The 14,305-nt window shown below is 59.1% G+C and carries 12 protein-coding genes and 1 riboswitch; of the genes, 3 read left to right on the forward strand and 9 right to left on the reverse strand.

Going from position 1 to position 14,305, the window contains the following annotated elements; genetic code table 11:
- Window positions 1-186: 186 nt before the first annotated feature.
- The gene (locus V1T76_RS07225) at window positions 187-1,236 is read right to left on the reverse strand and encodes a glycosyltransferase family 4 protein (protein WP_330559961.1); all 1,050 of its coding nucleotides are present in this window, start codon (window positions 1,234-1,236) and stop codon (window positions 187-189) included.
- On the reverse strand, window positions 1,233-2,036 hold the full coding sequence (locus V1T76_RS07230) for a UDP-2,3-diacylglucosamine diphosphatase (protein ID WP_330559962.1): 804 nt from the start codon (window positions 2,034-2,036) through the stop codon (window positions 1,233-1,235). Before V1T76_RS07230 ends, V1T76_RS07225 begins: the two co-directional genes overlap by 4 nt.
- 269 nt (window positions 2,037-2,305) lie before the next feature.
- On the opposite strand from V1T76_RS07230, the gene V1T76_RS07235 reads away from it, so the two are divergent.
- A complete protein-coding gene (locus tag V1T76_RS07235; RefSeq protein ID WP_330559963.1) occupies window positions 2,306-3,085 on the forward strand; it encodes an SDR family oxidoreductase in 780 nt (259 codons plus the stop codon).
- Between the two features lie 66 nt (window positions 3,086-3,151).
- Here V1T76_RS07235 and V1T76_RS07240 read toward each other — a convergent pair whose 3' ends face one another.
- The 4 genes from V1T76_RS07240 to V1T76_RS07255 all read right to left on the reverse strand — a co-directional run bounded on the left by V1T76_RS07240 (window position 3,152) and on the right by V1T76_RS07255 (window position 7,744).
- Window positions 3,152-4,357, reverse strand: coding sequence for an OmpP1/FadL family transporter (locus V1T76_RS07240; RefSeq protein ID WP_330559964.1), 1,206 nt, complete (start codon window positions 4,355-4,357; stop codon window positions 3,152-3,154).
- A 662-nt stretch (window positions 4,358-5,019) separates the two neighbouring features.
- The gene (locus V1T76_RS07245) at window positions 5,020-6,126 is read right to left on the reverse strand and encodes a TRAP transporter substrate-binding protein (protein ID WP_330559965.1); all 1,107 of its coding nucleotides are present in this window, start codon (window positions 6,124-6,126) and stop codon (window positions 5,020-5,022) included.
- 1 nt (window position 6,127) lies between these two features.
- Entirely contained in the window at window positions 6,128-6,934 is an 807-nt protein-coding gene (thiD, locus tag V1T76_RS07250; RefSeq protein ID WP_330559966.1) for a bifunctional hydroxymethylpyrimidine kinase/phosphomethylpyrimidine kinase, read from the reverse strand.
- Between the two features lie 36 nt (window positions 6,935-6,970).
- Entirely contained in the window at window positions 6,971-7,744 is a 774-nt protein-coding gene (locus tag V1T76_RS07255; RefSeq protein WP_330559967.1) for a hydroxyethylthiazole kinase, read from the reverse strand.
- A 68-nt stretch (window positions 7,745-7,812) separates the two neighbouring features.
- A riboswitch (TPP riboswitch) is annotated at window positions 7,813-7,923 on the reverse strand.
- A gap of 208 nt (window positions 7,924-8,131) precedes the next feature.
- Here V1T76_RS07255 and V1T76_RS07260 point away from each other — a divergent pair.
- Both V1T76_RS07260 and V1T76_RS07265 read left to right on the forward strand, forming a co-directional pair.
- Window positions 8,132-8,368, forward strand: coding sequence for an Lrp/AsnC ligand binding domain-containing protein (locus tag V1T76_RS07260; protein WP_040439407.1), 237 nt, complete (start codon window positions 8,132-8,134; stop codon window positions 8,366-8,368).
- A 21-nt stretch (window positions 8,369-8,389) separates the two neighbouring features.
- Window positions 8,390-8,797: a hypothetical protein gene (locus tag V1T76_RS07265; protein WP_330559969.1), complete on the forward strand. Its 408-nt coding sequence runs from the start codon at window positions 8,390-8,392 to the stop codon at window positions 8,795-8,797.
- Between the two features lie 235 nt (window positions 8,798-9,032).
- On the opposite strand, the gene V1T76_RS07270 is transcribed toward V1T76_RS07265, so the two are convergent.
- From V1T76_RS07270 to V1T76_RS07280, 3 genes are all read right to left on the reverse strand, one after another.
- Window positions 9,033-10,034: a DMT family transporter gene (locus V1T76_RS07270; protein ID WP_330559971.1), complete on the reverse strand. Its 1,002-nt coding sequence runs from the start codon at window positions 10,032-10,034 to the stop codon at window positions 9,033-9,035.
- Window positions 10,035-10,303: 269 nt separating this feature from the next.
- Window positions 10,304-11,566: a peptide antibiotic transporter SbmA gene (gene sbmA, locus V1T76_RS07275; RefSeq protein WP_330559972.1), complete on the reverse strand. Its 1,263-nt coding sequence runs from the start codon at window positions 11,564-11,566 to the stop codon at window positions 10,304-10,306.
- Window positions 11,567-11,761: 195 nt separating this feature from the next.
- On the reverse strand, window positions 11,762-14,059 hold the full coding sequence (locus tag V1T76_RS07280; RefSeq protein WP_330559974.1) for a xanthine dehydrogenase family protein molybdopterin-binding subunit: 2,298 nt from the start codon (window positions 14,057-14,059) through the stop codon (window positions 11,762-11,764).
- Window positions 14,060-14,305: the final 246 nt, after the last annotated feature.

The raw sequence follows: 14,305 nt of genomic DNA on the forward strand, positions 1-14,305 counted from the left end.
AACATCAAACCATTGCACGGTAACCCGGCCGCCTCAGGTCACGGAGCATCGCACCGGGCCTGCTTCGGGTCAGGGTCTTCATACAAGTGTTTTCACAGGAGAGCAGGCAGTTCCAGCAGGAACTTGTCTTGGTGTCAATTTCGCGTACGGGCCCACAGCAGGCCTGCAAACACGCGATGCACCGCTTTATTCGGCAGCGTTTCCCTGCACCGAACGGCCGTTGAAAATATCCTGCGCCTCAATGCAATTGTCCAGGAACTGTCGAGCGCTGGCCGCCCAGGTGTAGTTCATGGCAATCGCCCGGCAATGGTCACGCGGGATATCGAGCGCCGCTTCTGCCGCCTCGCGCAAATCTTCGGACAGAACACCCGCGCCCGTATCACTGATGACGTCGAGCGGCCCCATCACCGGGAAAGCGGCAACCGGTACGCCGCAGGCCAGCGCCTCCAGCATCACGTTGCCGAAGGTATCTGTGAGAGACGGAAAGACGAAGACATCCGCGTCGGAATAGTGCCTTGCCAGATCCTCGCCCACCTTCGACCCGGTGAAATGCACTGCCGGATACTCCCGGCGCAGATTGTCGAGCTGGGGACCGTCCCCAACCACCACCTTCGATCCCGGCAGGTCTAGATCCAGAAAGGCCTTGATGTTCTTTTCGATCGCAACCCGGCCGACATACATGAACACCGGACGCGGCAGATCGGCAGGCAGCACGGAGCCTTCATAGGGCTTGAACTGCTGTTCATCGACCCCGCGCGACCAGCGCATGAGGTTGGTAAAGCCGCGGTCGCGCAGATCCTGCTCCAGCGACCGCGTTGCAACCATGCAGCCGCAGCCGGAATTGTGAAACCGGCGCAGCCAGCTGTAGGACCAGGTCAGCGGAACCGGCAAGCGGGCTGACACATACTCCGGAAACCGGGTGTGGTAGCTGGTGGTGAAGGGGCGCCTTGTCTTCTTGGCCACGCTTGCTGCCAGAATGCCGAGCGGGCCTTCCGTTGCAATGTGCAGATGCTCGCAGCCGTAATCCTCGATCTTGCGGCGCACGATGCCCCGGTGGGTTAGCGACAGCCGGATTTCCGGATAGGTCGGACATGGCAAGGTTGTGAATTCCTGAGGGGTCAGGAATTCCACCCGCACGCCGATCTTTTCCAGTTCCTCGGCCGTCCGCTCCAATGAGCGAACCACACCGTTTATCTGGGGATGCCAGGCATCCGTCACAATCAGAATGGAACTCATGCGGCGACCGGCGCTTCCTTGGCTTTCGCCGGCACGGCCTCCACCTGGGTACGGTCCACCCATCGGATCACCTCAAATGTTCCATCGTGGTGCTCGGCAACAGCAGTGCAGCTTTCCACCCAGTCACCCGTGTTGATGTAGTGAATGCCATCCAGATCACGATCCGCAGCATGGTGAATATGACCGCAGATGACCCCATCGACACCTTGCCGGCGTGCCTCGTCGGACAGAGCCTCTTCGAAACGGCCGATGAAACTCACCGCATTCTTGACCTTGAGTTTGGCCCAGGCGGACAGCGACCAGTAGGTCAGCCCAAGACGGCGGCGCAGCATGTTGACCCAGGTGTTGATGCCGAGCGCGGTGACATAGGCCTTGTCGCCAAAGAACGCCAGCCACTTGGCATGGCGGATCACCACATCGAACTGATCGCCGTGTATGACCAGATAGCGTTTGCCGTTGGCGGCCTCGTGAACGATGCTGTCGGTCACTTCGACACCGCCGAAATGGGTACCGAGGAAACTGCGCAGAAACTCGTCGTGATTTCCCGGAATGTAGATGATGCGCGCGCCCTTACGCCCCTTGCGCAAGATTTTCTGCACGACGTCGTTGTGAAGCTGTGGCCAGTACCACGACCGCCTCAGACGCCAGCCATCGGCAATGTCGCCGACCAGATAGATGGTCTCGGCTTCATTATCCTTCAGAAAATCCAGCAGCATCTCCGCCTGACAACCGCGCGTGCCAAGATGGACGTCGGAAATAAACAAGGCCCGGTAATGCCGCGATGCCTCAGCGGTAGACATAGCACTTCTCCAAATTCCCTTTGGAGCGCTTTAGACGCGATTCAAGTATCACTATTATGACAAATGGCAGGACTTCCCCGGTAGCGGTTGTTTTCAAGCCTAATGATTAACGTCGGCGGTTTCCGGAAAAAAAAGCGACGCTCAGCCCTCCTGCCGGTTCGCCAGTACCTGCCGGTTACCGGCTGCTCTTCCGCCGGCCTGTGGGCATTTGACAGCACCCGGTTTTGCCAGCCACAAAGCCTATCCAAATTGCAGCAAGGAGATCGCTCATGGACCTCGGCCTCAAGGGCAAAAAGGCAATCATCTGTGCGTCGAGCCGCGGCCTCGGCAAGGGCTGCGCGCAAGCGCTGGCGGAAGCCGGATGCGACATCGTCCTGAACGGGCGCAACGAAACGGTTCTGGAAGAAACCCGCTCGCAGCTTCAGAACCTCTATGGCGTGAGCGTTGCCGCGATCGCAGCCGATGTCTCCACCAGAGAAGGTCAGGAGCAGCTTCTGACCGCCTGCCCGAACCCCGATATCCTGGTCAACAACAATGGTGGCCCGCCCCGGCGCGACTATTCCGAGCTGGACCGTGAGGCACTTCTGGAAGGCGTGGTGCAGAACTTCGTCACCCCCATCGAGCTCATCCAGGCGGTCGTTCCGGGAATGAAGGACCGCGGTTTCGGCCGGATCGTCAACATCACCTCGCTTTCGGTGAAGATGCCGATCGAAGGGCTTGATCTGTCCAGCGGAGCACGAGCGGGTCTCACGGCGTTCCTGGCCGGTGTCTGCCGTCAGCTGGCGCCCCATGGTGTAACAGTCAACAACCTTCTGCCCGGCAAGATGGACACCGACAGGCTGAAGGGCGGCTTTGAGCGCGCCGCGCAGCAGAGCGGAAAAAGCGTCGAGGATGTTCGCGCGGCACAGGCTGCCGAAATTCCGGCGAGACGCTTCGGCACGGCAGAGGAATTCGGCCAGACCTGTGCGTTCCTGTGCTCCCGCCACGCCGGCTACATCACCGGCCAGAACATCCTGATGGACGGCGGGCTCTATCCGGCAGCCTTTTAAAGCCGGCGAAATAGCAAAAGGCCGGAGCATTTGCCCTGGCCTTTCACAAACTGCGTACCAGTCTAATCAGAATTTGTAACGCAACGCGGCGGAGATGATGTTGACGCTGCTGTCGACATCCCCCGAATAGGTACCGAATGCCGCGTTGTAGTCCTGGTGATTGGAATCGATGTTAATATCGGTCGATTCCGGAATGATATGCGTGTAGCCGAGATCAAACGCCAGGTGCTCGTTGAAGGTGTAGCTGGCACCAGCCGATAGCCACCAACGGTTATTGTCAGGCAGACGCGTGGAGCGGATCTTTTCGTCGATTGGCGAGATTTCGTAGCCGACACCACCCCGGAAGGTCAGCTTGTCGTTGAAGTCGTATTCGCCGCCCAGCGAGAAGAACCAGCCATCATCATAATTGAAGTTCAGGACAGTAGCCGTCGTTCCCGTCGCATCGTTGATGGCCCGTGGTGACTTCAACCGGCTCCAGTTAGTCCATTCAACCGTTCCGAGAACGCGGATCTTGTCCGTGATCTTCTGTTTCGCGGACAGGTTGATCATGTCCGGCGTGACAACGCCCAGGCTGATTGCGGTCGTGACACCACCGGCAAACAGGTCGCCGTCAAGATCATGACCAACGCCGGATCGATAACCGAGGCCTATTTCCGTACCTTCGAACGGCCGCACCGTCAGACCGGCCGTCACACCAAAGCCGATATCATCACCGGAAATCTGGTTGGAACGGGGGAAGCCCGCACCGGACGTGGCGTCGGCGGACTTCAGCGACACATCCAGGTATTGAGCCTGGATACCGATTGCGATCGCGAACATGTCGTTGATCTGAAGCGCGACAGACGGGTTAACGTTCAACGAGAACACGGAAGACGAACGCGAATAGAACTGCGCCGCCCAGTTCTGCTCCGGTTTGGTCGACAAGCCGAAGGGTGCGTTGATACCAACACCGAAAATCAGCTTGTCGTTCAGCCTGTAGGCTGCGTAGGAAGCTGGAATATAGGCATCGGACGCAATATCACCACTGCCGACCGAAGACGTGCCGAGGAACCCGCCTGACAACGTTCCGTTGATGTCTGAGCTCGGAAAGAGCCCCGTATTATGTGCTTCGATGGTCAGGCCCTGCTGAGCGCCGATAAGCGACGCGGGGTTCCAGTACATCGAAGAAATCGAGCCGCCGGACGTCCCATACCCGGCAAATGACATGCCCTGAAAATACGAGCTCTGTTCTCTCAGCGCGAACCCGCCTGCGAACGCTGAATTTGCAACCATTGATAGAACCACAGCTGTAGAAGCAAGTAGAACTGATTTCTTGTTTACCCACGGCATTAAGTTTCCTCCCATCCCCTGGCCCCCGGATGTTTCATGACTAACTGAGACAGGATTTTAGGAGAACGCGGATCGTTTCAACCGAATAATTACGTCAGTCCGGCGGGCAATTTTTCATGCTGCAATGCGAAATACGCGCCATTTTTTGTCGCAAATGCTATCGGGAGCTTCGAAACTCTTCAAAACAGACAAGTTCAAAGTGTGTTCGTTATCGAACCGACACACTTTCAAACATTTGCCCAAAAAACAGGCAGTCAGAATGTCAGTTTCCGATAACGTAATTTAGCATTGAATCGTTGCGGCTTTGCCACAGATCTCGCAACGGAATGTGGATGGCTTGTAGGACAAATCCCTTGGTATTCCTTGGTAAAAACACCAATCAGCTTTCCATGCGGAAACCGGACGGGCCGTATGCATGCTCGCGGTTTCCGGCCTTAAAAACTCATTTTGTCAGGAAGTTTCCCGGCGGATGGCGCCTTCGTTTCGCTTGGAAACGGTCCATTACCAGCCCAGCGGATTCAAACCCCGAACCGGTCGGTTGCAAGGTTTCGCAAAGAGACCGTCTGCGGACGTTGCCATGATGCAATCCGCAGCCGGCGGCAGGTCTAACCGTCCCGGGCTTCCATGAACTTGCGCATGGCAACGTCGCTCCAGGGAGCCAGACGGGCCCGGGCAGCCAGGTGACTGTCGTAGATCCTCTGGCTGAGCGCATCCTTGCTCGCGAATTCCGCCAGCACCTCGGCGGAGGTCACTCGCAGCGCCTCCAGCACATCATCCGGATAGGGACGGACAACGACGCCGTCTTCCTCCTGCAACAGCTGCAGCGCGCCCGCATTTTCCCAATCGCTTTCGGCAAGCGACCGGCCGTTTTCGGCTTTGCAGGCTTCCAGAATGATCGCGCGAAGGTCTTCCGGCAGACCTTCCAGCGCGACCTTGTTGAAGATCGCTTCGCCGGTACCGTTCGGCTCATGAAACCCGGGCGTGTAGTAGGACTTGGCAGCTTTCTGGAAACCCATCGCGCGGTCCGACCATGGCCCCAGGAATTCCGTGGCATCCAGCACCCCGCTGTCCAGCGCCTGGAACAGCTCGCCGGGTGGCAGACTGATAGGCGTTGCCCCGAGCCTGCGCATCACCTCGCCACCAAGCCCCGGCATGCGGATCTTCAGCCCCTTGAGATCGTCCAGCGTGTTGATCTCGCGCTTGAACCAGCCCCCCATCTGGACGCCGGTGTTGCCGGCCATGACCGGGCGCAGTCCGAAGGGGGCATAAAGCTCGTCCCAAAGCGCCTGGCCGCCCCCCTGCTCAATCCAGGTGATGTGTTCATGCGGCAGCAGGCCGAAAGGGATCGCGGTGAAATAGACCGAGGCCGGGATCTTGCCCTGCCAGAAAAACGAGGCCGTATGCGCCATCTGCGCCGTGCCCGCGGAAACTGCCTCGAACACGCCCAGAGCCGGCACCAATTCACCGGCGGCAAAAAGCCGGACGCGCAGTCGGCCGCCGGACATCAGCTCGATCCTGTCCGCAATACGCTGTGCGGTCATCCCGGGCCCCGGCAGGTTCTTCGGCCAGGATGTCACCATCTTCCATTCCAGCGTCGCCTGCTCCTGCGCCAGCGCTGGGGTGGCCAATGCACTGGCTCCGGCGGCTGCGGAAGCCCCCAGAAGTTGGCGTCGGCTCATCCGTCCAGTTTCGGTCTTTGGCTGACGGGTCATCTCACTTGCTCCAGAACGCGTGGAAATGATGAACAGGGCCGTGACCACTGCCGATGTGCAATTCATCGGCGGCAGCGATTGCGGCCTGAATATAGGATTTGGCAGACCGTACAGCCGCTTCCATGTCCTGCCCCTTGGCGAGGCCAGCGGCAACGGCCGATGACAGCGTGCAACCGGTGCCGTGCGTGTTGTCGGTTTTGACCCTGTCGGACCGGAGCCAGATCGCATTGCCTTCACGGTCGAGCAGAAGGTCAGCACTTTGCTCGCCGGCCCCGTGCCCGCCCTTGAGCAGAACCGCGTTGGCTCCAAGGCCGAGCAGCCGCTCAGCCTGCTCGTGCATCTGAGTTTCGTCAGCCGCCACATCGCCCTGCAACATGCGTGCGGCTTCATGCAGGTTCGGCGTCACGATGTCGGCCAGTGGCAGCAACAGGCTGATCAAGGTGTCCACGGCACTGTCCGCCAACAGGGGATCCCCGGACGCGGCCACCATCACCGGGTCGAGCACCACTTTGCCCGTCTCAAGCGTCTGCAACCCTTCCGCCACCGCCTCAATCGTATCGACGCGCGACAGCATACCGATCTTGGTTGCCTTGACGGCAAGGTCGGTGAAAACTGCCGTCATCTGGGCCCGTATGAAGTCCGGCGGCACATCGTGAATGGCGCTGACACCCAGCGTGTTCTGCGCGGTGAGCGCCGCAATGACGCTGGCGCCATAGACACCATTGGCGGAAAAGGTCTTGAGATCGGCCTGAATCCCGGCTCCGCCGCCGGAATCCGATCCTGCAATGGTCACCGCGATTGCGGTCATGAGAGCCTCCTGGAGAAGATGGACGACTAGCGCGCGTCAGCCGGTTTTGAGACGGGCTTCAATGTCGCGGTCGGTCAGGGAATAAAGCGCGTCGAGCAATTCCGGCACCAGACTACCCGGCCCGCCTGCTCGGCCGGCGGCAATTTCACCGGCAATGTTGAAGACGGACAGCCCGCAGGCCGCTGCCAGCGCCCGGTCGTTTTCGACGCTCAGGAACGCAGCCAGAACCGCCCCCCCGGCGCAGCCGGTGGCCGTCACGCGGGACATCAGCGGATCGCCGTTGCGCAACAGAAAATCCTCGCCGCGGCTTTCGATCCTGTCTTCCGGCCCCGTGACGGCAAACACCGTTCCGGCCTCGATCAACGCATCGACATCCGCCCTTTCCGGCAGGAGGGCGGCAAGTTCTTCCGAATTGAGCCGCACCAGATCCGGCTTCAGGTCCAAAAGCTCACGCGCATAGGCGCAGCGCACGGGCGACCGGTTGACGAAAACCGGATCAACACAAATCGGCCGGCCGGCCTTCCTTGCAGCGTCCATGGCAAGCGGAATGGCCAAGCGGCGTTCCTCGTCGAGCGTGCCGAGGTTCACCAGAAGTGCATCGGCGCCGCCAGCAAAGGCGGCAACTTCCTCCCGCGCGATGGTCATGGAGGGGACGGCACCGAGCGCCAGCAGCACATTGGCGGTGAAGCTCTGCGCAACGGCATTGGTGATGGTGTGAACGCGCGGTGCTTTCTGCCGGACCCGTTCCAGAAGGGAGAAGACCAATTCGGCGCTGAGCGCCTGCGTGGATGCGGCAACGGACAAGCTCATGACGGCTCTCCTTTTAAAGAAAGCCCGTTGCCGGTCTTCCGGATAGGACGTGTTGTGGAAAATGGTTCGTGCATCATGATCTCAAATCCCTCCGCCGGTATCAGCCGGATCAGGTTCAAGGAGTTGGCAGGCGGCCTCTCAGCCCGGTCCTGGATGGCCGGGCACCCCCATGAGATGTTTGCACTGCTAACAAGCTGGCAGCGCGATTGCAAGACCCGGCCTGTGCAGGGCAGCTACTCCGCAATTGACTGGCGCAAGGAGATGGGCGATGTCCTAGTCTGCTTTTCGTGAATCTGTCGCCCGGCCTTTTTTCGAAACCGAACGGTCCGGTGAACGGTTCTGGTGACACGCTCACCCACTTCAAACACCAACTGCCCGGAGCATCCCATGGTACCGTTTTTCGTGATGATCAAATGCCAGTTGGGCAAGACCTATCAGGTTGCCGATGCAATTGCCGACGCGGAAATTGCATCCGAAGTCTATTCCACCTCCGGCGATTACGATCTTCTGGTGAAATTCTATGTCGAGGATGGTTCTGACATCGGCCATTTCGTGAACGAGAAGGTCCACCCGATCGACGGTATTCAGGACACCAAGACCATCATTACCTTCAAGGCCTTCTAAGGCCAGACCCGGACAATTTCCATGAAACTCATTAAATCCGCAGCGCTTTGCCTGAGCCTTGCTCTTGCGCCTCTCAGCACCACCGCATCCGCGCAAGGCATGCCGCCTGAGCAGATCAAGCAGATCCTGGATCTGACCAAGGCCAACTGGGTGTCCTTCCGCGACTGGCAGGGCCAGGAGCTAATCTATTTCACCCACCTGGAATCCTGGAAATGCGGCATCGACTATGTCTTCTACGGGCTGAACGATGGCCCGATTGATCAGGAATGGCAGCTGGACGCCTGCGACCCCGACAACCCGAACGTCGTGCTCAAAGACAAACCCTACCTGGAACTTCCCGCCGGTTCGGCCCAGTCGATCAACGTGCAGCTCATCTTCAAGGACGGCACCAAGAGCGCAGTCGAGCGGTTCGAGTACAAGCCGCAGTAAGGCTGAATTAAGAAACCACCCGTATTCGCCGTCATTCAGGACAAGCGCGGTGAAGCTGCGCGCAGATCCGGAATCCAGCGCATCAGCGTGAGCGGAGCGAACTCTTTTCTCTTCGCGTAATGCCGCGCCAAAGGCGCGAAATAAGTCTGGATTCCGGATCAGCGCTCGGCTTCGCCTCATTTGTCCGGAATGACTCAGGAAAGGCAGCGTCGCCTGCCCTCTTGTCTCTCCCTCCTCACGAACGCGAAGGCGAAGACGCCCGGCGGGCCTTGGTGCGGTCCAGACCGAGCTTGTGTTCGCGGTATATGACGAAGATACCCGCGGCAATCACGATCAGCGCCCCGACCACCACCGCAGGCAGCGGTGTTTCATTGAACACCACCCAGCCGACAATGATCGCCCACAGCATGTTGACATAGTCGAATGGGGCAATGGTTGAGGCGTCGGCGTAACGGTAGCTCTGCGTGAGCAGGATCTGGCCGACACCACCGGCAAGACCGATCAGCAGAAGCAACCCGGCTGTCGGCAGATCCGGCACGATCCAGGCCTGTCCGGGCAGCAAAAGCCCGAGCGGCAGGGTGAGCAGTGACAAAATGGAAGACATGCCGGCGAACCAGGTCACGATGGTCGACGTGCGCTCCGTCTCGCACAATTTGCGCACGGTGATCATGGCAAGTGCCGCAAAGCCCGCACCGGTAAGGCCGATCAACGCACCGATCATCGAATCGTTGTCCAGTTCCGCATCCCCAAGGTGCGGCGACAGCACCACCAGAATGCCGACAAAGCCGACACAGACTGCGCTCCAGCGGTAGACCCGCACTTTTTCGCCAAGAAGAAAGAACGCCAGCACCACCACGAAAAGCGGCGAGGCAAAGCCGATGGCCGTCGCATCCGGCAGAGGCAACAGCGAGAGCGCGGTGAAGCCACAGACCATTGCCGTCAGCCCGACGGACGCCCGGGTAAGATGCCCAAGCGGATTGGCCGTTCTGAAGGCAAGCCCCAGCTCCCGGCGCATCGCCACCATGATCAGTACCGGAAACAGACCGAAGAAATTGCGTGCGAACACCAGTTCGCCGATAGGCACCGTCTCGGCCGCGATCTTCAGCGCCGTTGCCATGACGAAAAACACCATGGTGGACGCAACTTTCAGGGATATTCCGATAAGAGGTGCCTGCCGGGTCATCCCGGTGGGCGCCGGAGGTCCGGAGAAACGGGACTTCTGGCTCAAGAACGCCATGACAACTTCCAGGCCCGGCTTTTCAAAGATAAATCCCACGGTGTACCGGTCCAAAAACCGTGGGAAGAACCAGTGCGACTGGCCCTTCGAGTGCAGTGGATCAAGAATTGTCCCGCGTACAGGATGCGCGTAGGCGGGAATGAGGTGAAGGGCCTACAGTATTTGATCAAACGAGGCTTACGGCAAGCCCACTTGCAGGAAATTTGCCGCACGCTCAAAAGACCGGCGGCAATTCTTCATGTGGGGCGTTCCGCGCCCGAACTTCAGCCTCAAAGCCGGGATTCTTTTTCCGCCACGATCCTCGCCAGTTCTTCCGGCGACATTCTCTCGTGCTCGGCAATCGAGACCTCAAAACCCTTCAGACGTTTGTAGATGGACAGAAGCTCGATGATCGTCGTCCAGGAGTTGACCAGATACTGGAACGAATTCGACACCTGGCCGAAGGCGGTCAGGATCTGTTGCAGGATACCGTAGGTGATCGCGCCGGAGACAATCGTGGGAACGAGAATGAAATAGGTGAACAGGTTATCCGCCTGGAGATAGATGCCTCTGGCCAGATTGAAGTAGAGGTAGTGGCGATAGAGCCGGAAATAGTTCTTGCGAACGTTGGCAAATAGTTCCGCCAGCGTGATCGGCTGCGCCCTGTGCTCGTAGTCCTCTCCGTAGACCAGCTCCTTACGATAGGCCGCCTCGACGCGCTGGTTATGAAACTCCAGCCCCGGCAGCTTGATACCGACGAGCGCCAGCAGACCCGTCCCGAACAGCGACCACAAGATCGCCGCGGTGAACAGCGGGGCCGGAATGGCACCGACGATCGGCAGTTCGGAGACGTAACTCGACAGCGACAGCAACACGGGCAGGAAGGCAATCAACGTCATGACGGAGTCGATCATCGCGACGCCAAGCCCTTCCATGATCGCGGCAAAACGCATCGTATCTTCCTGGATACGCTGCGAGGCACCTTCGATATGGCGAACCTTGGACCACTTTTCGACATAGTAATCGTTCATCGCCGTACGCCATCTGAAGACGTAGTGGCTCACGAAAAACCGGGTAAAGACATAAAGAACCACCTGAAACGCCACGATTTGCACGAACACAATCATGAGCGAATAGAAGTCCAGCGCCGTGACACCCTTGTCGCCTGGCAGCGCGTTCTGAAGCGTATCGCCGAACGGCCTGCGCCAGTTGTTGATGGCGACCGACACCTGCACCGAATAATAGGTCGAGAAGATGATCGCGGACGATCCCCAGACGGACCAGACCTGCCAGCGATGGTTTCTGGCAAACACCCACCAGAAGCCACCGAAAAGAACCGTACAGATGAAGTAGTAACAGTAGAACCAGATGAATTCTGGCGAAACGAAAAACCCTGGCCCCACGATCTCTTTAGGATCGGTCTCGGAAACACCGAAGCCGAGCGGACCGCTCAACTCATCTGCGAAACCGTACCAGAAAGCGACGGTTACGATGGTCCACAGCAAAGCCGAGGTGAAAAACAGCTTCGGTCTAGGGAAGAAGGATTGAAACACAGGCGACAGTCCTGTTCTTGGGGATCTACGATTCTCGCGCACCGATGAACAGCAAGATTGCGGCAAGAACCGGATTATTCATACGGTTATTTAAAAGAAACCACAGACACAATCACGAGACCCCGGCTTTACCGGTGTCAACTTCCACTTGGAAAGAATAAAGGCGCCTCGAAAGGGCGCCTTTTTCAGTCTTCGTTACTTTGCTGCCTGAATGGCTTCCCACACCCGCAACGGCGTTGCCGGCATGTCGATTGTTTCGCTGACCCCTGCCCCATCCTTCAGGGCCTTCTGCACGGCATTCATGATCGACGCGCAGCCGCCGATGGTTCCCGCTTCTCCCGCGCCCTTGATGCCCATGGCATTGGTGGTCGAGGGGACATTGCGGGTTTCGAAATGAATGTCCGGCAGGTCGGCCGCGCGGATCATGCGGTAATCCAGCAGCGACGCCGTCAGAAGCTGGCCATCTTCATCGTAGATCGTCTGCTCGCACAAGGCCTGGCTCAGTGCGGAGGCCGCTCCGCCATGCACCTGACCAGCCAGAAGAAGCGGGTTCACCGTGACACCGAAATCATCGACGATCACATAGTTGACGATGGCAACGTCACCGGTGTCCGGATCGATTTCCACTTCACAAATGTGCGTGCCGTTCGGATAGGTTGCCTCGGCCTGTTTGACCTCTTCGCGGGCCGTCAGGGTTTCGCCCGCGCCGGCTGCGATCTCCGCCAGTGTCACCTGCTGGTCGGTCCCGACCACTCGCACCATTCCAGCGTCGAGTTCAAGATCCTCGATCCCGGCTTCAAGCCGGTCGGCGGCCAGTTCCTTTACCTTTTTCACCAGCGCAATGCCGGCATCGCGAACGGACGGCAGGCCGATGGGAATGGACCGGGACCCACCCGTGCCGCCGCCCTTGCGCACCCGGTCGGTATCCCCCTGGATGACGGTGATGTCCTCGATGGTAATACCGAACTGCTCAGCGATCACCTGGCTGTAGGCCGTCGCATGGCCCTGGCCGTTGGTCTGCGTGCCGATCAGCAGCGTCAGCGTGCCCTTGTCGTTGAGCTCCAGCGTGGCTTCCTCGCTGCCAGGGAAGGCGCACGCCTCGATATAGGAACAGATGCCGATCCCGCGATACTTGCCGTTCTTCGCGCTGTCTTCCTGCCGGGCCTTGAAGCCGTCCCAATCGGCAACTTCGAGAGCCTTCTGGAGGTGCCCGGAAAACTCGCCGGTGTCATACATGCGGCCGGTCTGGGTCGTGTAGGGCATCTGCTCGGGCTTGATGAAATTCCGCTTGCGGATTTCCACGGAGCCAAGGCCGGTTTCCTCACCCGCCTTCTCGATCAGACGTTCGATCAGATAGGCGGCCTCCGGTCGGCCCGCACCGCGGAAGGCATCGGTCGGCACCGTGTGCATGTAGACGCCTTCGACCTTCGCAAAGACGGCCGGGATGTCATAAAGGCCGGAGGTCATGGACGTTCCGACAAAAGGAATGAACGGGCCGAACTGATGCAGGTAAGCGCCCATCGCGGCCTTGACGTGCACCTTGAGCCCCAGGATCCGGCCGTCGGCATCCAGCGCCAGTTCCGCGTGGGAGACGTTGTCGCGCCCATGCGCATCGGTGACGAAGTGGTCCATGCGCTCCCCGGTCCAGCGCACTGGCTGTCCGAGTTCACGGGCTGCGATCATGCTCAGCGGATATTCGCGGTAGCAGAACATCTTGGTGCCGAAACCGCCGCCCACTTCCGGCGTGATCACCTGCAGTCTGTCAGTTTCGAGATCCAGAATGCCGCAGATAATATCGCGCAGCCCATGACCGCCCTGGGTGCCGACCGTCAGCTTGAAACGCTCGCTTGCCGCATCGAACTCGGCAACACAGCCGCGCAGCTCCATGTAGTTGGCAACGATCCGGTTGTTGACCACATCGATGGAAACGACCTTGGCAGCCTTCTCAAACGCGGCATCGGTCTTGGCCTGATCGCCCTGGCCATAGGTAAAGGCGACATTGGTCCCGAATTCCGGCCAGACCTTCACGGCATCGGGTGCCAGGGCCTCTTCGATCCCGACCACCACATCCAGCGGATCATAATCGATTTCCAGCATCTCGGCGGCATTTTTGGCCGAATTGACATCATCAGCCACGATGAAGGCGATGGCATCGCCCACGTAACGCACTTCATCGGAACACAGTACCGGCTGATCGGGCGCTTTGAAACTGGAGCCGTCGATCTGTTTCGGACGTGCCTGGCAAGGCATTGTCCGGCCTTCGAGTTCGGCGCCGGTCAGCACCAGACGAACACCGTCCATCTCGCGAATCTCGTCCACGTTCCCAAGGCTGATGCGCGCATGCGCCATGGCGGAGCGAACGACGACACCATGCAGGCATCCTTCCGGCATGTAATCGCCCGTATAGATGCCCTTGCCCGTGATGAGCGGCGCATCTTCCTTGCGGCGCAATGGGGCACCAACACCGAATTTCGGAGTGACCATCTGGTTCATGAATCTGGACCTGCTTTTTTGGGAAGACTTTCCCTTGGGAAACATCCACGCGCCGGGAGCGCCGGTTTCCACCAACATAATGCCCGAAAGCCGACGTGACCAGAGCTTTGGGCAACTCTGTTTAGGACATTTGTATTTCCTGGTGCGCGGTCGGTGCTGACATGGTTTGCTATACCCGCGATTTTGACGGCGCAAGCAGGCTGGTCACAAGTGCATCCCCAGCTTCAACCTGCGTAAAGAATAGTC

Source organism: Roseibium sp. FZY0029 (assembly GCF_036350355.1).
Lineage (GTDB): Bacteria > Pseudomonadota > Alphaproteobacteria > Rhizobiales > Stappiaceae > Roseibium.

What these genes read in the sequence shown, in the direction of transcription:
- V1T76_RS07280 (WP_330559974.1), bottom strand. Translation starts at nt 14,059, where the DNA reads ATGAACCAGATGGTCACTCCGAAATTCGGTGTTGGTGCCCCATTGCGC.
- V1T76_RS07235 (WP_330559963.1), top strand. Translation starts at nt 2,306, where the DNA reads ATGGACCTCGGCCTCAAGGGCAAAAAGGCAATCATCTGTGCGTCGAGC.
- V1T76_RS07270 (WP_330559971.1), bottom strand. Translation starts at nt 10,034, where the DNA reads ATGGCGTTCTTGAGCCAGAAGTCCCGTTTCTCCGGACCTCCGGCGCCC.
- thiD (WP_330559966.1), bottom strand. Translation starts at nt 6,934, where the DNA reads ATGACCGCAATCGCGGTGACCATTGCAGGATCGGATTCCGGCGGCGGA.
- V1T76_RS07230 (WP_330559962.1), bottom strand. Translation starts at nt 2,036, where the DNA reads ATGTCTACCGCTGAGGCATCGCGGCATTACCGGGCCTTGTTTATTTCC.
- V1T76_RS07260 (WP_040439407.1), top strand. Translation starts at nt 8,132, where the DNA reads ATGGTACCGTTTTTCGTGATGATCAAATGCCAGTTGGGCAAGACCTAT.
- V1T76_RS07245 (WP_330559965.1), bottom strand. Translation starts at nt 6,126, where the DNA reads ATGACCCGTCAGCCAAAGACCGAAACTGGACGGATGAGCCGACGCCAA.
- V1T76_RS07265 (WP_330559969.1), top strand. Translation starts at nt 8,390, where the DNA reads ATGAAACTCATTAAATCCGCAGCGCTTTGCCTGAGCCTTGCTCTTGCG.
- V1T76_RS07255 (WP_330559967.1), bottom strand. Translation starts at nt 7,744, where the DNA reads ATGAGCTTGTCCGTTGCCGCATCCACGCAGGCGCTCAGCGCCGAATTG.
- V1T76_RS07225 (WP_330559961.1), bottom strand. Translation starts at nt 1,236, where the DNA reads ATGAGTTCCATTCTGATTGTGACGGATGCCTGGCATCCCCAGATAAAC.
- V1T76_RS07240 (WP_330559964.1), bottom strand. Translation starts at nt 4,357, where the DNA reads ATGGTTGCAAATTCAGCGTTCGCAGGCGGGTTCGCGCTGAGAGAACAG.